23 protein-coding genes are annotated in these 15,911 nt (G+C 61.1%); 12 read left to right on the top strand and 11 right to left on the bottom strand.

The window, feature by feature from the left end; genetic code table 11:
- Positions 1-103 precede the first annotated feature (103 nt).
- Complete coding sequence (locus YY7_RS0123965; RefSeq protein ID WP_028165460.1) at positions 104-958, bottom strand: hypothetical protein; 855 nt, start codon at positions 956-958, stop codon at positions 104-106.
- Between the two features lie 493 nt (positions 959-1,451).
- On the opposite strand from YY7_RS0123965, the gene YY7_RS0123960 reads away from it, so the two are divergent.
- The 10 genes from YY7_RS0123960 (at position 1,452) to YY7_RS0123915 (ending at position 5,224) form a co-directional block, all read left to right on the top strand.
- Positions 1,452-1,841, top strand: coding sequence for a hypothetical protein (locus YY7_RS0123960; protein WP_028165459.1), 390 nt, complete (start codon positions 1,452-1,454; stop codon positions 1,839-1,841).
- 10 nt (positions 1,842-1,851) lie between these two features.
- The gene (locus tag YY7_RS0123955; RefSeq protein ID WP_155255302.1) at positions 1,852-2,118 is read left to right on the top strand and encodes a hypothetical protein; all 267 of its coding nucleotides are present in this window, start codon (positions 1,852-1,854) and stop codon (positions 2,116-2,118) included.
- A gap of 173 nt (positions 2,119-2,291) precedes the next feature.
- Positions 2,292-2,900: a hypothetical protein gene (locus tag YY7_RS60605; RefSeq protein WP_155255301.1), complete on the top strand. Its 609-nt coding sequence runs from the start codon at positions 2,292-2,294 to the stop codon at positions 2,898-2,900.
- 1 nt (position 2,901) lies between these two features.
- The gene (locus tag YY7_RS0123945; protein ID WP_028165456.1) at positions 2,902-3,153 is read left to right on the top strand and encodes a hypothetical protein; all 252 of its coding nucleotides are present in this window, start codon (positions 2,902-2,904) and stop codon (positions 3,151-3,153) included.
- Complete coding sequence (locus YY7_RS0123940) at positions 3,150-3,407, top strand: hypothetical protein (protein WP_028165455.1); 258 nt, start codon at positions 3,150-3,152, stop codon at positions 3,405-3,407. The genes YY7_RS0123945 and YY7_RS0123940 overlap by 4 nt, the downstream gene beginning before the upstream one ends.
- The gene (locus tag YY7_RS0123935) at positions 3,394-3,645 is read left to right on the top strand and encodes a hypothetical protein (protein WP_028165454.1); all 252 of its coding nucleotides are present in this window, start codon (positions 3,394-3,396) and stop codon (positions 3,643-3,645) included. The genes YY7_RS0123940 and YY7_RS0123935 overlap by 14 nt, the downstream gene beginning before the upstream one ends.
- 1 nt (position 3,646) lies before the next feature.
- Positions 3,647-3,853: a hypothetical protein gene (locus tag YY7_RS0123930; protein WP_028165453.1), complete on the top strand. Its 207-nt coding sequence runs from the start codon at positions 3,647-3,649 to the stop codon at positions 3,851-3,853.
- 10 nt (positions 3,854-3,863) lie between these two features.
- Complete coding sequence (locus YY7_RS0123925; RefSeq protein ID WP_028165452.1) at positions 3,864-4,208, top strand: HNH endonuclease signature motif containing protein; 345 nt, start codon at positions 3,864-3,866, stop codon at positions 4,206-4,208.
- A 14-nt stretch (positions 4,209-4,222) separates the two neighbouring features.
- Positions 4,223-4,642 (top strand): transglycosylase SLT domain-containing protein, encoded by a 420-nt coding sequence (locus YY7_RS52565; RefSeq protein WP_051396871.1) that lies wholly within the window; start codon positions 4,223-4,225, stop codon positions 4,640-4,642.
- 339 nt (positions 4,643-4,981) lie between these two features.
- Positions 4,982-5,224: a hypothetical protein gene (locus tag YY7_RS0123915; protein ID WP_028165451.1), complete on the top strand. Its 243-nt coding sequence runs from the start codon at positions 4,982-4,984 to the stop codon at positions 5,222-5,224.
- Positions 5,225-5,297: 73 nt separating this feature from the next.
- Here the strand turns inward: YY7_RS0123915 and YY7_RS0123910 are convergent, their stop codons facing one another.
- The 10 genes from YY7_RS0123910 to YY7_RS0123865 all read right to left on the bottom strand — a co-directional run bounded on the left by YY7_RS0123910 (position 5,298) and on the right by YY7_RS0123865 (position 14,241).
- Entirely contained in the window at positions 5,298-7,793 is a 2,496-nt protein-coding gene (locus YY7_RS0123910) for a bifunctional DNA primase/polymerase (RefSeq protein ID WP_028165450.1), read from the bottom strand.
- A gap of 12 nt (positions 7,794-7,805) precedes the next feature.
- A complete protein-coding gene (locus tag YY7_RS0123905; protein ID WP_028165449.1) occupies positions 7,806-8,156 on the bottom strand; it encodes a DUF6511 domain-containing protein in 351 nt (116 codons plus the stop codon).
- Positions 8,143-8,358, bottom strand: coding sequence for a hypothetical protein (locus tag YY7_RS0123900; protein ID WP_245287370.1), 216 nt, complete (start codon positions 8,356-8,358; stop codon positions 8,143-8,145). The genes YY7_RS0123905 and YY7_RS0123900 overlap by 14 nt, the downstream gene beginning before the upstream one ends.
- Before the next feature lie 58 nt (positions 8,359-8,416).
- Positions 8,417-10,336 (bottom strand): DEAD/DEAH box helicase, encoded by a 1,920-nt coding sequence (locus YY7_RS0123895; RefSeq protein ID WP_028165447.1) that lies wholly within the window; start codon positions 10,334-10,336, stop codon positions 8,417-8,419.
- Positions 10,326-10,967, bottom strand: coding sequence for an MT-A70 family methyltransferase (locus tag YY7_RS52560; protein ID WP_035690688.1), 642 nt, complete (start codon positions 10,965-10,967; stop codon positions 10,326-10,328). The genes YY7_RS0123895 and YY7_RS52560 overlap by 11 nt, the downstream gene beginning before the upstream one ends.
- Positions 10,964-11,215 carry a hypothetical protein gene (locus YY7_RS0123885; RefSeq protein ID WP_028165446.1) on the bottom strand — a complete coding sequence of 84 codons (252 nt, stop codon included), beginning with the start codon at positions 11,213-11,215 and terminating at the stop codon, positions 10,964-10,966. Before YY7_RS0123885 ends, YY7_RS52560 begins: the two co-directional genes overlap by 4 nt.
- Before the next feature lie 6 nt (positions 11,216-11,221).
- Positions 11,222-12,346, bottom strand: coding sequence for a hypothetical protein (locus YY7_RS0123880; protein WP_028165445.1), 1,125 nt, complete (start codon positions 12,344-12,346; stop codon positions 11,222-11,224).
- A gap of 106 nt (positions 12,347-12,452) precedes the next feature.
- A complete protein-coding gene (locus tag YY7_RS0123875; RefSeq protein WP_028165444.1) occupies positions 12,453-13,037 on the bottom strand; it encodes a DUF669 domain-containing protein in 585 nt (194 codons plus the stop codon).
- Positions 13,038-13,071: 34 nt separating this feature from the next.
- A complete protein-coding gene (locus YY7_RS0123870; RefSeq protein ID WP_028165443.1) occupies positions 13,072-13,854 on the bottom strand; it encodes an ATP-binding protein in 783 nt (260 codons plus the stop codon).
- 12 nt (positions 13,855-13,866) lie between these two features.
- The gene (locus YY7_RS0123865; protein ID WP_433994522.1) at positions 13,867-14,241 is read right to left on the bottom strand and encodes a helix-turn-helix domain-containing protein; all 375 of its coding nucleotides are present in this window, start codon (positions 14,239-14,241) and stop codon (positions 13,867-13,869) included.
- Between the two features lie 265 nt (positions 14,242-14,506).
- Between YY7_RS0123865 and YY7_RS0123860 the strand changes: the two genes are divergently transcribed.
- Both YY7_RS0123860 and YY7_RS52555 read left to right on the top strand, forming a co-directional pair.
- Positions 14,507-15,220 (top strand): XRE family transcriptional regulator, encoded by a 714-nt coding sequence (locus YY7_RS0123860; protein ID WP_245287368.1) that lies wholly within the window; start codon positions 14,507-14,509, stop codon positions 15,218-15,220.
- Positions 15,221-15,313: 93 nt separating this feature from the next.
- A complete protein-coding gene (locus tag YY7_RS52555) occupies positions 15,314-15,895 on the top strand; it encodes a hypothetical protein (RefSeq protein WP_051396870.1) in 582 nt (193 codons plus the stop codon).
- Positions 15,896-15,911: the final 16 nt, after the last annotated feature.

Here is a 15,911-nt window from a genome sequence, read left to right as displayed (position 1 = left end):
CTCACTCCGACCCGCACCGCTTACTTCCAGCTAAGCCCAGCGAGCGGACGTTCTCGGCGCAGACTGGATAGCGGCACGGGCCGACTTGGCTGGAAGACGATAGTCACACCGGGATAACTAGGCGCCCGCCCTCGCCGATCACCGGCTCGCCGTACTTCCGCATAAAATACCGCGTACCCCTACGGCCTCGATCCGACGTTCGGACCACCGCCGAGCGGATCACGCCTATGTTCTCGAACATCTCACCGATCTGCACGACGCGGTCGCGAGCGATCTTGCCCTTGTTCGCGATCTCATACGCCGCGATGCCGGTCCGACCGGCAGCTTCGATGTAGGAGATCATCCGCTCTTCGTCGGTCAGGTTCTTCGAGAGGCGTCGCTTCCCCTTCGGCTGCTCGGCGAACTGCTCAGAGCCGGCCATAGCGAGATCGGGCTGCGTCTGCGCGACGATGGGCATGGTGTGCGGCCTATCGAGCCAGAGAGCATCACGGAGCGCCGCAACGGGGATGGTGGGGTGTTCTTTGGCGAACGTCCGGCAGAGCGTCATCAGGTTCGTCGCCTCGACCGTGATCGCGAACTTGATCTCGGCCTTGAGCGCCTGATGCTCGTTCCACGCACCGCCGGGATCACGGCCGAGCAACAGCCTGATCTTCAGGAACGTCGGATGCGCCTGCGTCAGGAAGCCAGCCAGTACCGGGTCGATCAGTGCGGGTTGCTCGACGGCTGCCGCCTTCGGCCGACCGCGACCGGGGCGCATCGCCGCCGGGAAGACCCGCCCGTGTCCTTGGCGCATTGAGAGCCAGATCAGCTTCTTCCGGTGCAGATACCGGGCAATGGTCTCAGCCTCGCTTGGATGGCACGGCAAGGCGTTGGCGAAGCCAACGAGGGACCATCCATCGTCCGGCACGGTTAGGAACGCCGCCTTGGCGTCCCACTCCGACATGACCTTCCTGCGCATCGGATAATATCAACTCCCATCCGTCGATCTTGGGTCGATATCCGTCGAGCCGGATAATATCAATGGACGATTTCGGGGTTTCGCCCCTATATATAACTGTAACGCCCTACACGCATATCTTCTTATATAAATATTACAAGTATATATTATTGTTATATATATGGGGGATACCCCTCAATGGTCGTCCTGAGCCCTGCGCCAGAGCAGGTTTCAGTTTTGCAGGCGTTTCCTCGCAAAACCCAAACCGCTCCCAAAAGATAATATGGAGTTCGCGATTTCCATGCGCGATCCCGGCCTGCTCTGACAGGCAGCGACCACATCTCGGCGGACAATCCGTCGATATTTCTCACAAATCCCTTGCGCGACGGATGATCCTTCGTGTATCCGTTGATTCCAGCGGAGCCGACCTGAATCAGGCCGGTTGGGTCGGGAGCACCACCGCACATCGCTGATCTGAAAAACGCCCTTCGGGGCGAACGGGAGAGCTTTGTCTATGCCTGAGAAGTATCCGAACACGCCGGGGTCGAAGGGCGGCGGCGCATCCAAGGATGCCGCCGAGCAGATTGCCAGCCGAGCTTTCATGCTCCGCTTCAAGATCGTCGAGCTTATGCAGCACGGCTATCGCCTGACGGCGGACGAGATCGCCAAGCAGATGGGCGAGAACGTCCTGGCGATCCGCCCTCGCGTCTCCGAACTCGTCAAGAAGGGCGTCCTGATCAAGCTGAAGGATCGCCGCAAGAACGCCAGCGGCATGACCGCTCACGTCCTTCGCCATCGCGACAGTGAGACGGAAGTCCCCCTCCCCGAACCCACCACCACCGCAAAGCCGCGTCGCTCCGCGCCGCAGGCAATGCACGCCGACCAGAACGCCTTGTTCGCTTGAGGGGATGACCATGAACGCCATCACCCACGACGAAGGCATGTTGGTCCGCCGGGCGCTCGGCCTCGAACGCTCACGCTCCATCAACCGCAACCGCGTGGCCGTTCACGCCAACGGCCAAGACATCAAGCTCGCCAAGAGCCTCGCCGAGAAGGGCGCGATGTTCTGCGACCTCGCCGCCGGGTACGGCGCGATGCGCATCTTCCGCGTCACGGCCGAAGGCGCTCGCGCGATCGGCAAGAAGCTGCCGCCCGCCCACAACGTTCAACCGCTCAACTGAGCCCTCCCCAACCTGCAAGCGATCCTTGCAGGTTCAACCTCTCACGAAAGCATCACTCCATGTTTCGCCTCTTCTTCGGGATCGTTGCCGGTGGGCACGGCCTCGCACTCGCTATCGAGTCCGCTCTCGCAGGCCACACCGCCATGGCCGTCCTGTTCACCGCGATGACCATCTTGCTGCTCGGCTACGGTTGGTTCGAGTTGAAGGCTCAGACCGCCACCAAGGCGCAGACCGACATACTGCGCGCGAACATCGACACGCTGATCCAGATGAACGCGAAGCGCTCGGGCGAGTCCGCCATGTTCGTGCAAGCGCTTCTTGATGCCCGTGAAGTCATTCAGGACAAGGCACCGAACGCAGCTATCGAGATCATCGACGATGCGCTCGCCGAGTTTCATGAGCCCGCCACCATCGTTCGCTTCTGCATCGACTGGCTGACCGATGTCGTTCACAACGCCAACAAGCATTGGTGGATCGACCCGGCCACCGGCGAAGACCTGCGCAACGCGCGGTTCATCGTGCCGACCAAGCTCATGCTGACCGTCAGCGAGATCGCCGAAGCGATGGAAGCCCATCGCAAGAATCTGGCAGACGACAAGCTGCCCAATTACCCCGGCCTGACCGTCGAGCTTGCCGATGCGCTCTTTCGCATCTTCGACCTCGCCGGTGCCCAGCGCCTCGCAGTTGGTGCCGCCGCTGCCGACAAGCTGCGTTTCAACGAAGTGCGGCCCGACCACAAGGCGGAAGCTCGCCTCAAGGCCGTGAACGGAAAGCACTACTGACATGGCGCGCACTCAGAACCCGGCTCTGCTCGCCCAGGCGCAAGCCTTCGTTGATCGCAAGTACGTCGTGACGGCTGACGAGCGCCAGAAGTCCATGGGGCTCGGCTACGTCACCGCAGAACGCACCGATCTCGCCCGCGAGATCACGAACTTCACCAGCGCGATCACCGCCGAATTGCAGGCCAAGCTCGCTGACACCGAGAAGCGGCTTAACGCACTTCGCGCCGCCTACCGCGTGGGTGACGGATCGTGAGCACGCTGGTCAGGCTTCCCATCAGTCAGGCGGCGTTCGCGGAGATCGCCGAGAAGCTGCGCGCCGCCGACTATCACCACTGCTTTCTGACCGGCGGCGGGATCGCAATGGACGGCATCGCCGTCGAGCCCGATCCGAACGCAGCCCTTCCGCCGAACATCGTCGAGGTTGATCCGAGAGACATCAGCCGCGACGCCTTCCGCAACATCTATGGACTCGACAACCTGGGGAACGGGGACAATGAAGCTGAATGACTTCGCCGCAGTCGGCGAACTGATCAAGGAACGCGACTACCTCAACGGCCTGCTCTTGCGTCTCGACGCCGAGCCGCGCATCACGATCAAGTCGCCGATGCTGAACACGCAGGACGTTCGGCCCGACATCGTCGAGAAGATGGTGCCCGAGATGAAGCTGATCATCTCGCAACAGATCGCCATCGTTGACGTGAATCTGGCCTTGCTCGGCGTGACCACCGAGAAGGACGCCGCGTGAGATGGCGCGCGTCCTGACCGACGTTGACGTGAAGATCGTCAACCGCACTCGCGCGAACGGCAATCCGTTCGCCGAGTTGCTGCATACCTGGGTCGAGGGCGGGCAGCGTCGCAACGCTCTGTCTCGCGTGCCATGGCCCGTCAACGACACGCCGCACAATCGCGCGTTCCACATTGAGGCGTTCAAGCAGCGCCAGTTGCGCGCTTGAGGCGATCCAAATGACTTCACGCAGAGATCGGATTCGCGAGAAGGTCATGGCGCGCGTCGAGATCGTGGACGGGCCGCTCGATACGCCCTGCCACATCTGGACAGGACCAACATCGGGGAGCACCGGAAGGGGTAAGGACTATCCGCGCATGTGTCTCGATGGCGGCACAATGGCCGTCCATATCGTGATGTTCGTGCTCGAACATGGCCCGATCCCCCCACGCAAGCAACTCGATCATCGCTGCCGCACACGCAAATGCGTGAACGCGGATCATCTGGAAATGGTGACGCACAAAGAAAACCAGCGTCGCCGAGAGGAGGCCCGGCGCTTCGAGTGTGAAGCCATAGCGGCCTAGTAGGAGACGAAAACATGAAGCGCCTTCTGAGCGCGGTCGCACTCGCGGCCGTGATAGGGACCTCTTTGCCTGCGTTCGGGTCCGACCTTCGTTCAATGATCGATGCTGCCGCAGACGAGCATGGCGTTCCGCGCCGCCTCGCGCATGCCGTGATCAAGGTGGAGAGCAACTATAACTGCCGCCTTCGCGGAAGTGCTGGCGAGCGGGGGATCATGCAGGTGAAGCCTGCCACCGCTCGCAGCGTTGGCGTCACCGGCAACTTGTTCGATTGCTCCACCGGCGTCCGCGCCGGAATGCGATACCTTCGTATCGCGATCTCGCGCGGCGGCCCGGGGTGCGCTGGCGTGAGCCTCTATCAGCGCGGTGTCTACGCTCGTCCCCGATGCACCGTCTACGGGCAGAAGGTGATCCGCGCCGCGAGTCTGTATCACTGACGAACGCGCGTGGATCGACCCAACGCTAGGATGTGGTTTAGCATCTTATCGCTTTCTCCCCGTTATTAACCGCTCACCCAATTGACGGCACATAAGGGGAACACATAGACAACGTTGCACCGACAAAACGCCGGTGCCTTGCGTGCCACTCACCAAGGAAGGATCGAGGTAGGTATCCTCGACAAGAAAGGACCATCAATCGTGATAAATCGGGGTGATGCGCTCGCGCTGGCTGTAGCGTTGAGTGCTGGGGAAGAAGTGACGCTTGGGCCGAGCGATAGCGCTTTGTGCGCAGAGGCACTCCAGCTTTATGCGAATACGCAGAGACGCAACGGAGTGATGAAGGCGATGCGCCTGCCCGCGATGATCGTCACCATCCTGATCGGAACGCTGGCGCTCGGCGGCTCTTCCGCAATCGTCAGCCGCGCCAAGGGCGAGGTTTCGATGTCGGAACTTACCTCTTTGCCGGTCGGTGACTTCGCCGCTGCCGTTCGTCGCTACGTCAAGCCGATTGCCCATGTCTCGCCCGCCTCGCTGGCGGCTCAGAGCTTCACCGCAGCGTTCGAAGATGACGACGGCTAGTCGCCCTTTCCATCGCCGCAAAAATACGGGAGCCCGCTTCGCAGCGGGCTTTTTTTATTCGTCGGCACACTCATTATAGCGCGAACCACCGATGCGACGGCCGACCGCCGGTCGGGGTCGAGGCGAACCGCTGCTCGATCTGCTTGGACTCGAGAAGCTGTTGCGTGATGTCGTTCAGCCGACGCAGATCGAACTCGCCGTTGACCATCTTCTTGAGCGCCGAGCTAGTGACGCCAGCCGCCCCGGCTTCCTTGATCCAGCGCCGAACCTTCAGGTACTCGGCCTGCTTATCGTTGAGTGCCAGGCGGTCGCTGACCTCGACGATGCAGTGCCGGGTCGAAAGCTCCATGAGCCTCGCCGCCCAATCGACCAGATCGCGCGTAAGCACGGGCTTCGTCGGATCGACACCGATGGCGACGATATGAGCGACGCGCAACGCCACCTCCATCAAGCGGGTCCACAGAGCGGCTAAGTCCGGCGAACACTTCTCGCCGCGCCGCTTGAATGCCAATCGCAACTCCATCCACCGTTCCTTCGCGCCGACGCCCCAATCTGCGACGCGAGGCCGCAGGATCGGGCGCGAGGACGAGTCCGGCAAATTGCCAGCGCCGTTGTGGGTGATGATCGCCCGGCAATCCTCGATCAGCTTCGTCGGCGGATCGAGCGACATCGTCGGCTCGACACCATCCGCCGGGTCGCCGGTGATCGTCAGGACGAGCCAGCGCGGCAGGAAGCCGTCCGAGATGCCCTTGCCGGACATCGCGGGCCAGAAATCGAACGGCGTGCTAGTTCCGTAAATCGAGAAGTTTGGGTTGTAGATCGGCGTCGCACTTTCGGCCGCCGCCGCCGTGCCCTTGAACATGCCATCGGCCGACGTGAACATGGTCATGAGCATCTGCCGGATACTTGACTGATGCGTCCCGGCGCGCCGATCCATGATCTTCGAGATGAAGCCGCCGAACTCGTCAATGAGCGACAACTGCGACGGGTTGTGCTCGATGGTCTTGCGGAGCGCCGAATCCGACAGGAAGCCTTCCGGCCCGAGATATCGGTCAAGACCGGATTCGATGGCGAGCCGCTGAAGCGCCTTGCGAGGATGGTCCTTGCCGTAGCCAGAGGGAGCCAGGGCGACGATGTAGAGGTTGGTGCGCAGGTTCGTCGGCCCGGCGTGATGACGCCCGGCGAGCGTCCCCACGAAGCCGAGAGCAGGCCCAAGGGCGAGAGGGCGCGACGGACTCGACGTAGACGCGGCGATCCAATCCATGATGTCGCCGACCAGTCCCGGCGGATGGCACAGAGCCTCCAATTCCGCCATCGTGGGCGCGATCTCGTTGTGCTCGGCATCCGTAGCAGGATCTTCGACAAGCTCGCCAGCGGGCTCCGCAGGCACCGTAGCGGGCACGTTGGAAGGCGGTGCGACCGTGGTGGTTTCCGTCTTCGGCGGGGTCGTTGTCACCCACGGAGTCTTGCCTTCCGACATCTGGCGCTCGACCCATGACTGCCCCGAGGCGACCGGCGTCGACTCGATGACCGCCTTCCCTCGCGCCGCCTCACGTGCAGCGGCTTCCGCCATCTGCGTGGCTTCCTTCCGCCGCGAGCGCAGGTCGATCTCGACGCCGAAGTTATAGCCAAGCTGCTCGCCCAGCCATTGCACGGCCGCGTCCCGTTGCGCCTCGCCAAGCTCCATCGCCTTCATGACAACGTTGATCGGCGTGAAGGTCTCCATAGTGCCGAAGTCCTGAATGCCGGTCGGGTCGAAGGATAGGTTCGGATGGCGCTTCGCCATCGGACGGCCCGAGCCGGACGAGCGCCAGGGCGCGACCGCGCGGTACTTAGCCCCAAGCCACCGGCCCTTCGGCAGCGCCAGCTTCGGCACCCAGGCATGCAGGTTCGACAGCGCGTCTTCGTTCAGCTTGCGGAAGAAGTCGGTCGAATGGCACTGACTGACATCGGGGATGTCGGCCGGGGGCTCATAGCGCCGGTCAGCCTGGGGATCATAGCCGAACGCCTTCAGCACTTCGCCGATGCGCTCGGCTATATCGTTGGGCAACTCGGTAAGGTCATCGAGCCGAAGGTCCATCAGCGTGTCGTCGGTCCACCAATAATACGGCTCGCCGGTGTCAGGATGGATCGAAGGCGGCAACACCGTCTGCTTGCCTTCCGAGAGCAGATCGACAAGACCGACCTTTTCAGGCGTGCGGAAGTTGCGCGAGCGGATGACATCCGTGTTGCCGCGATAGAAGAGTGAGATGCCCTTGCGGCCCTTTTTCTGCACGTTCGACGGCGGCAGCATTTCGAGCAGCGCCGTCATCGCCGCTTCGAGATCGATGTCGATGCAGATCAGTCCCATGCCGCAGGCCACGCCAACACCGGCGTTCGGCCACTTTGACCAGTAGTTGATCTGCAACTGGCTTGGCCGCGTGGTGCAGAAGTCGTTCCAGCCCTTGTATGCGCGCCAGCTATCGTCAGCGTATTGTCCCGGCAACTTACTGTTCGGCATGATCGGGATCGGATTGAAGCCGTTTTCATAGAGCCCCGGCCCGGTCTGCGCGAAAGGAGATTCGATCATCGAAGAGAGTCCTCAGAAGGGAGCAATAGCCTGGGTCACACGCTTGCGCATGTTCTCGCCGTAGGCGTTGAGGATGGTGGTCAGGAAGGTTGACCATTCTTTCTCGGTCAGTTCGGACAGGTTGAACTTGCCGAGCCGTTCGAGGTACGCCCCGGCATCAGCGCCAGCGTCTTGAAGTGCGAGGGCTTCAGTCACGGTGAGAGTCTTCGGCATCATGTGGAAGATGGCCTTTCCTAGTGAGATACATTCCGGTTCTTCGCAGAGCCAAAGCACAGGCTTGCCCTGCTTAGGTGCATAGCCAATGCCGGTCGCCTCGCGGCGGCAAACGCCGCAACAGATGGGCTCGGGATCAAACACGCGCATGATTGTCATTGCTCGCTAGACGGTCGCGGATTACGCGCTTGATCTGCGACACGCAGTTGTCGGCAGACCGGCGATCACCGGCACTCGATGGAAAGAAGAACTTCACCGATCTCCCACCTTCGAGATGCACGACAACATACGGATGCTTGCCCGCATGGAACGGCTCGAAGCGGTAGCCATGTTCATTCAGGTAGTCGCTCAACTTCAGGAACGACTCGTTGCGCCGAAGCGCCTTGTGAAACTTCCCCACAGTCGTCCCCTCAAAACGGAATGTCGTCGTCGAGATCGGCGTTGCCCCAAGGCGCGCGCGTCTGCGGCAGCGGCGGCGTCATCTGCGCATTCCACGGAGCCGTGGTCCGAACTGCCGCAGCCGGTTTGATGTGCCCAGGCATCACGGCGCGGTTGTTGTCATTCGCCACCGGGGCCTTCGTCGCCCAAGGCTTCGGTGCGTCCGTCGTCGGCTTCGGGTTCAGTTCAGCCCACCGATTCATGATCGCTTCGCGCGACGGCTGCACCGACACGAACGACTGCGACTGCCCTTCGGGCGCGATCTCGCCGAGCCTGCGCGCGACGATCTCCCAATGCTTACCGTTCGCCTTGATCATGATCTCGGCGGTCTCGCAAAGCTCTTTCGCGCGGTCGAACGTCTCTTGGATCGAGAACGGCGCGTCGTCCTTGCCGGTGTGCTGCCGCCACCACTTTTCGAACTTTACGCGGGCGAAGCCCTGATGTTCGGGGCAAATCCATTCCTTGTGCGAGACCGACCCGCACAGGTACTCGACGCGAATGCTCGGCGTGCCGCCGGGCTTATCGTGCCGATAGAACGTGCGCCGCTTCACCGGGATCCATTCGGGCTTCGTCACCGACATAATCGGCGCGGCGTCGGCGGTCTGCTTGATGTTCTTCTCAACATCACGCTCAAACTTGTGACCGCAGTCAGGGCACTCCATCAGACCGGCGAAGATCAGCGAGAAGCACTTCGGGCATTCCTTCACCGGTGCTTCACCGCCGCCCTTGCCCGGTTTCTTGATCTTGACGCAATCGATTGGCCCGTGCCTGCGGACGTTGCCACCGAAGTCGAGAACGAGACAATCTTCCTTCCCGTTGCGGATGGACTCTTCGAGCGTGTCGCCCAAGAGACGCGTTCCGCGCCCGCACATCTGAACATAAAGCTGCGTGCTGTCCGTCGCCCGCAACAGCGCGATCAGGTCGATGCGCTTGATGTTGGTACCGGTCGTGAGAACGCCGTAGTTGGTGACTGACGTAAGCTTGCCGGACTTGAGGTCTTCAAGAATCCGGTTGCGCTCACCCTTCTCCATGCCGCCGTGGATCGTTTCGCATGAATAGCCGCGTGCGCGGATCGCGTCACGAACATGGAATGCGTGCTCAACGCCAGCGCAGAACAAAAGCCATGACTTGCGCGGCCTCTCGTTGCTGGTCGCGTAGCCAATGATCTCATCGACCGCCGCTTCCGTGATCTCGCTCTTGTCGAACACGGCCTTGAGCGACTTATCGGTGAACTCGCCGCTGGAGCGACGGAGCTTGCTGAAATCGACCATTGTCTTCGCGGTGGCGGTGGCCTTCGAGACCAGCGGGCACAGGAAGCCCTTTTCGATAAGCTCGCGGATCGAGATTTCGTAGACGATGGCGTCGAACATCGCGTCGTCGCCCTCCGTGAGCATACCGGAGTTGGTGCGATACGGCGTCGCGGTCAGGCCCAGGATCAACATCTTCGGGTTGATCTTCTTCAGCGCCGCAATGAACTTGCCGTACATCGTCTCCGCGTCCGGCGGCAGCATGTGCGCTTCGTCGATGATCAGCAGATCGACATGACCGATACGGGCAGCGTGCCTCCACATCGTCTGGATGCCGCCGAAGATGATTTGAGAGTGCGCATCTCTGCGCCCCAGCCCGGCCGAGAAGATGCCAGCCGGTGCGAACGGCCACAGGCCGACCAGTTCGGCGTAGTTCTGCTCGATCAGTTCTGCAACGTGCGTCGCCATGACGATGCGCGTCTGCGGCTCGAAGCCGATCATCTCTTCCGTGATGGTGCCAAGCACCGGTGACTTGCCCCCTCCGGTCGGGATAACGATAAGGGGATTACCGGCAGGATTTTTCTGCCAGTAGTCATAGACCGCGTCGATTGCGTCGCGCTGATAGTATCTAAGTTCAAATGCCATTGGCCGCACCGAAGAGTAAGTTGTCGTTGGAAGCGCGAGCCGGATAGTTGGGAAGGTGAACGAGGTTCGGGGTGCCGCCGGTCTTGCCGACTTCGTTGCCCCATTGGTGCCAGCCACCGCGAGCATGACGGGCGAATATTTCGAGGTATGGACCGTCGATCAGGCGCTCGATGCGGCTGTAGGCTTCGAGCGGCTTCTGCGAGTGCTCGCCACGCGGCGAGAGCATCACCTTGTCGTCGGGGTCCATTTCGAGGATCAGCCGCGCGACATCCTTGCCCTTGCGCTTCGGCCGACCTTTGGTTCCGAAGATGCAAATCTCGGGATTGGCGCGAGTCCAATAGCCCATGCCCTTGTGTGGGCGCAGTCCGCGACCGACTTTGACGTAGTAGAAGCCGACCGTGCAGTAGTTGAAGCCCCACCGCTTCAGCGTCTCAATGCCCTTGTCGAGCAGCGGATCGACGCACCACATGAGGCAGCCGGAGTCTTCGGCCGCTATCTCGCCAACCGGCAATGCCTGGATATCGGCGAGCGACATGCAGTCATAGTGCTGCTCGGGCGAGTGATCCTTGCCTTCTTCAGACCACGTCTCGAAGGTCCACGCCGGATCGGCGTAAATCAGCGGAAACCTCACGACAACATCTCCGTCAGATCGGGCTCATGATCATCGCCGCCGTGAGATGCCACCGACGAAGCGTCGAGGTAGTAGACTTTGCTGTCCTTGAGGGGCTGATGCGTCGCCTTGTGATGGCAGTCGCAGAAAGACTTCTCGGTCGGCGCGCCGCACACGAGGCCTTCCATGCTGGACTCTCCCGGCAGGAAGAACATGCACTGGCCGCGCTTCGTCTCGATGAAGCGGGTCTTGAACGGAAACACAGACATCGCGCGTCAATCCCCTTGTGATGCGTAGTGGTCGGTGAGCTTGACGAAGTCGGCGAAGTCGATCTCTTCGCAGTGCGCGCCGTCGATGCCGCCTTGCTCATTGGGAGCCGGTTCGTCGATCCGGGTTGAGAAGACGCAGCCACTTTCGGGATGGTGCCAGTAGCGAAGCTGCGGCTCTGGCTTCACGCCGTCTCGCCACTCGCGCCCGTCACGCAGCGTGTAAAGCGCCCACTCTTCTTCATCACTCGCGTCGATCAGTTCGCCGGGGACAAGCGACGGCAGGAAGATATGAGCCGGACAGGCTTGCTTTTGCTCGGCTAGCGCGAGCGGCTTATTCCAGCGAACACATGACCATGCAGCGTCGCCGAACATCTCGGGTGTTGCGTGGATGCAGGTGCGGCATGAAAGGCGCGCGAATGAATGCTGATGGCAGATGGCGAGATGGTTGCACATCGTCCGGCACTTGAAGGCCATCTTCGCATTTGGGTCTTCGTGCAGACGCGGCGGCGGGTTCGCATACTTCACGATGCGCTCGGCGCGCATGAGCAGCCGGATCGCTTCGGCGTGATCCGTCTCGATGCGCTCGCTGTAGACCTCGCCGGTGTTCTTGTTTCGGCAGATGTAAACGCCGCGCTCGTAGCCGAATAGATGGCAGTAGGTGTTCAACTGCACCCAATGCGTGAAATAGCCCTTACGGACGCCTTCCTTCTTCACCTTCTGCCAATATTCGTCCTTCATCGACTTGCACTCGACGACGTGCCAAGTCTTCGGAGCTTCCGGTAGGCCGAGCACCTTGCCGTCCGTCTTGCCGCGCACGTGCCCGGCGACGGCCGCAGCGCGATACTGCTTGCCGCGATCATCGACATCGTCCACTTCGCAGCCGATCATGCGCAGCGCGTTGAGCAGCCGCGTCTCTTCGATTTCGCCGGTCTCGAATGTGATGGCCTTCAGGCCGTCGATCACTTCGGGCTGCGAGGCCCAGCGGAAGGTGTACCAAAGGGATCGCTCGCACTCTTCGCCAAGAAGCGAGATCGAGATGCCGATGGAGTCCCAAGCTTGGCTACGCGCCTTCGCATAGGCGGCGTAGATCGCTTCAGTTGTGGCGCTATGGGGTCTCGGCAACGGTGCCATTAGGCAAGCCTCTGTCGTTCGCGCCGAAGCGCGTTATGCAGACTGCAGTCTGTCGGGAAGGAAGAAGGTGCCGGGGCTAGAGCCCCGGCGCTAGACCAGCGCGCCGTTAGGCGGTGCGCTGCCAGGGCATCTGCCGAGCAGCGCCGGAAGCGGCCGAGCCGCCGTTCTGCGTCTGGCGAGCAGTCGAGGGATTCGGCTGGGTGGTGGTCGCCGCCTTCTTGTTGTCGTTCGCGGCCGGGGCTTCCTTGCTCGGGGGCGGCTCGTTCGCGTTGCCCGCATGGATGTACTTCTTGATCACCATGCGCTCTTTGTCTTGCCCGTTGTTAGCCTTGTAAGTCTCGACATCGAGGTCGGCATAGAACGGCTGGAAGAGAAGCTGATCGGTGTCAGTCAGATTGGCCTTGCCAATGCCGGTCGCTTCAGCGAGAGCCGCCAACTGAGCCTGACCGATCTTCTGCGCCGTCACGTTCTGATGGGTGACGTTGATGTTGCCAAAGACCTTCACGCCAGCGAACTCGCCTTCGATGACTTCGGTCTTGAACTCGAAGAGATCGCCGGTCTTCTTCGAGTTTTGCTTGACCTCGCCTTCGACGATGTTGAGCAGATAGCGGTCGCGCGGGATGATTACGCCGCCACCACCCTCCGCGTCCTTTTCATTCACGTCGGCAAGGTTCACGTTCAGTTGTGCCATGTCTCTCTCCTATGGCGTTCGAGTGTTTCGGTGATCAGGCGGCTTCGGCGAGGGGCGCAGGCAGGTACTTGGCGAGCGCCGCGTAGCCCTGCCCCTGCTTGAACTGCATCTCAGGAGGCATGCCGAAGCGGTTGCCAGCGATGAAGCCGGGCCGCTCTTCGAGGAACATCCAACGCGACCCGCCACCTTCGGCGTGCGTAAGCTGCTTGTTGAACCCGGCATCGACCTTCTTGATGGAAGCCTTGAAGTTGAGGAACGCGATCACATCGCTGTTCGCTTCAACGATGTCGGCCGCATCCTTGTGCAGGTTGACGCGGTAGCGCGAATACGGGTCCGTCGTCGGGGACTCGAAGCGGCTGATGTCGCAGTGACCGAGTTGCACCACGGCCATCTGCTTGACCGAGCGCAGCGTCATGATGCCGTCGATGTATTCGAGGAAGATGCTCGCAGCGACCTTGTAGCCCTTGCCGTAGCCGGGTTCTTCGACGTTCTTCCAGCCGTTGCGCGCGCAGGCTTCCGAGCGGATCAGGTTCTCGAGTCCCGTCGTCGAGTCGAAGACGGCGGTCGCGTAGTTGTGGTCTTCATTGACCAGCGCGCCGATTGCCTCGCACAGATCGTTGTAGGTGCGGACTTCGATGGTGTCCGCGACGATGCCCGCCGGGACGCTTTCGCCCGCCGCCGTCTGGATGAAGATCGGACGCGGAAACTCAGCAGCCAGCGACGACTTGCCGATCTTCGGCACGCCATAGATCGTAAGGATCGGTTGGTCTTCCGCAGCCGACTTCTTCTTAACGCTGCCCTTCAGTGAGATTGCCATGTGGCTCCCCGGTTAGTGCTCGACGGGGATGTCGAGCTTCAAAGTCTTCCTCCACACCAGCCGGTCAACGAGCCGGTAGCCAGTGCGATTGATCGTCTCGATCTTCACGGAATGGGATTTGGTCTTCGAGCGGATGCGGGACATGAACACGTCCACGCTATGGGTCGGCCGATCTGCGGTGCCGTAGAGAATGAGCATCGCCATCTGTTTCGTGACGATGCCGTTCGAGAGCAGTGCCAGGAACAGGTCACGCTCCTTGGGCGTCAGCCGCCAGTTCGACGGGAGCGCGACGGACGCGAGCATTGATTGGCGCAGGTCGGCGAACTTGCGTTCGAGTAGGCCGACGCGCTCGACCAGAGCTTCCTTCGTTTCGAGAGCCAAATCCATCTCTGGAACCCGCTTGACATCCGTCGCCATTCCGGTTTTAAGCCGAATCAGTTGGCAACCTTTTGCTGAAACCGTTGAACTTTATCTAACGGCCGGCTTCGGAAGTGTCAACGGATGGCGACGGATGGAAACACAAAATGTGCGAGTCCGTCCGTCGCTGGACACTAAACTAGGTGTGAGTGATCGGGTGGCTAACCTGAAAGACGTAGTCTAAAGAGGGCAAGCGACCATGGTGTTGAGTAGAGTACGGAGGGGGTTGAAGCACATGAAGTCGAGAGCAGATGAGAAGCGCAGCAAAGCGCATCCCGCGCTCGGAACTATAAAGTCACGTGTCGAGGAGCGCGTGACGGCGGCGCATATGTCGCGGAATGAGGCATCGCGCCGTGCTGGACTAGGACTGAGCTACGTTAACGATCTGCTTTCGGGAAAGTCGCTGAACCCCACACGCGAATCGCTGGCGAAGCTCGCTTCGGTACTCGATACTGATGTCGCCTACTTTTTCGGCGAGCAGGATACCCCACGAATCGCAGGGCTCGACACCAACGAGCCTTCAACATCACCGGACTGGCGTCACCGGGATTCCTGGCGCGAGCAGGCCGGTGGTGTGTCCCATCTCCCGCTCTATAGAATTGGCCTGACTGATCCTGACGGCTTCTTCGCGCTGGTCGATAGCCGTCGCGTTACGTGGACAACCCCCTACGGCGATTCCGATGCCTATGCCATCACGGTTCCTGACGACACGAATGCGCCGCGCTATCGCATAGGCGAAGTGGTGATCGTTAATCCGAGCAAGCCGGTTGTGCATGGTGGCTTCGCAGTTGTTCGGCAGACCGATGATCGAGTCGCCATCCGAGAAGTCGTTACGATCTCTCCCGACAAGATCAGCGTGCGTTGCTTGGGCGACGAAGCCATTACGGAAATCCCCCGGTCAAAGGTGAAGTCGCTCGACCGGATTGTGGGTTCCTGTGAATTGATTTGATTTTTTCATCCGTTATCATCCGTTGTCATCCGTTGACATAACGGATAGAAATCCATATGGTCCGTTGCAGCCTCACGGGAGGGGCAACGGATCATGGACCATCGGAACGCTACCGCCGCGCGTCGCGGCGACTGGATGCAAACCTACAGCGGCAAGCAATTCTGGCCGCTAGACCCCCAGGTCGAAGACCTCGACATTATCGACATCGCTGCGGCCTTGTCCAAGGACTGCCGATACGGCGGTCACACTCTCAAGTTCTACTCGGTCGCAGAACATAGCGTGCTGATGTGGCGCGAGGCCCGTAGGTGCGGTGCCTCGCTTCGCGATCAGCGGACCACGCTGCTGCACGACGGAAGCGAGGGTTATCTTCGCGATGTCATCCGCCCTATCAAGCCGGACCTCGCTAACTACAAGGCGATTGAGCACCGGCTGATGCTCTGCATCGCCGAGCGGTTTGACATCGACTGGCCTATCCCCGCCCATATCAAGGCGCTCGACGTGCGCATTGGTCTTGCGGAGGCCGCGCAAATCATGGCCCCGCCGCCAGCCCCGTGGGCCTCAAACTCCGACGATATGACGCCGCTCGATGTTCGGATCGAGTGCTGGTCGCCCGACTTTGCATTCGCTCAATTCATGGGCGCGGCGACGCGAATTGGGGTGCTGACCCATGCGTGAGCCCTGCCCCAATTGT

Source organism: Bradyrhizobium elkanii WSM2783 (assembly GCF_000472865.1).
Lineage (GTDB): Bacteria > Pseudomonadota > Alphaproteobacteria > Rhizobiales > Xanthobacteraceae > Bradyrhizobium > Bradyrhizobium elkanii_A.
The sequence above is the reverse complement of the archived record's forward strand: the minus strand, read 5'-3'. Positions and strand labels throughout refer to the sequence as shown.

Coding starts and splice junctions, on each gene's coding strand:
- YY7_RS0123965 (WP_028165460.1), bottom strand. CDS start 958: ATGCGCAGGAAGGTCATGTCGGAGTGGGACGCCAAGGCGGCGTTCCTA.
- YY7_RS0123960 (WP_028165459.1), top strand. CDS start 1,452: ATGCCTGAGAAGTATCCGAACACGCCGGGGTCGAAGGGCGGCGGCGCA.
- YY7_RS0123955 (WP_155255302.1), top strand. CDS start 1,852: ATGAACGCCATCACCCACGACGAAGGCATGTTGGTCCGCCGGGCGCTC.
- YY7_RS0123945 (WP_028165456.1), top strand. CDS start 2,902: ATGGCGCGCACTCAGAACCCGGCTCTGCTCGCCCAGGCGCAAGCCTTC.
- YY7_RS0123935 (WP_028165454.1), top strand. CDS start 3,394: ATGAAGCTGAATGACTTCGCCGCAGTCGGCGAACTGATCAAGGAACGC.
- YY7_RS0123930 (WP_028165453.1), top strand. CDS start 3,647: ATGGCGCGCGTCCTGACCGACGTTGACGTGAAGATCGTCAACCGCACT.
- YY7_RS0123925 (WP_028165452.1), top strand. CDS start 3,864: ATGACTTCACGCAGAGATCGGATTCGCGAGAAGGTCATGGCGCGCGTC.
- YY7_RS52565 (WP_051396871.1), top strand. CDS start 4,223: ATGAAGCGCCTTCTGAGCGCGGTCGCACTCGCGGCCGTGATAGGGACC.
- YY7_RS0123915 (WP_028165451.1), top strand. CDS start 4,982: ATGAAGGCGATGCGCCTGCCCGCGATGATCGTCACCATCCTGATCGGA.
- YY7_RS0123910 (WP_028165450.1), bottom strand. CDS start 7,793: ATGATCGAATCTCCTTTCGCGCAGACCGGGCCGGGGCTCTATGAAAAC.
- YY7_RS0123905 (WP_028165449.1), bottom strand. CDS start 8,156: ATGCGCGTGTTTGATCCCGAGCCCATCTGTTGCGGCGTTTGCCGCCGC.
- YY7_RS0123895 (WP_028165447.1), bottom strand. CDS start 10,336: ATGGCATTTGAACTTAGATACTATCAGCGCGACGCAATCGACGCGGTC.
- YY7_RS0123885 (WP_028165446.1), bottom strand. CDS start 11,215: ATGTCTGTGTTTCCGTTCAAGACCCGCTTCATCGAGACGAAGCGCGGC.
- YY7_RS0123880 (WP_028165445.1), bottom strand. CDS start 12,346: ATGGCACCGTTGCCGAGACCCCATAGCGCCACAACTGAAGCGATCTAC.
- YY7_RS0123875 (WP_028165444.1), bottom strand. CDS start 13,037: ATGGCACAACTGAACGTGAACCTTGCCGACGTGAATGAAAAGGACGCG.
- YY7_RS0123870 (WP_028165443.1), bottom strand. CDS start 13,854: ATGGCAATCTCACTGAAGGGCAGCGTTAAGAAGAAGTCGGCTGCGGAA.
- YY7_RS0123865 (WP_433994522.1), bottom strand. CDS start 14,241: ATGGATTTGGCTCTCGAAACGAAGGAAGCTCTGGTCGAGCGCGTCGGC.
- YY7_RS0123860 (WP_245287368.1), top strand. CDS start 14,507: ATGAAGTCGAGAGCAGATGAGAAGCGCAGCAAAGCGCATCCCGCGCTC.
- YY7_RS52555 (WP_051396870.1), top strand. CDS start 15,314: ATGGACCATCGGAACGCTACCGCCGCGCGTCGCGGCGACTGGATGCAA.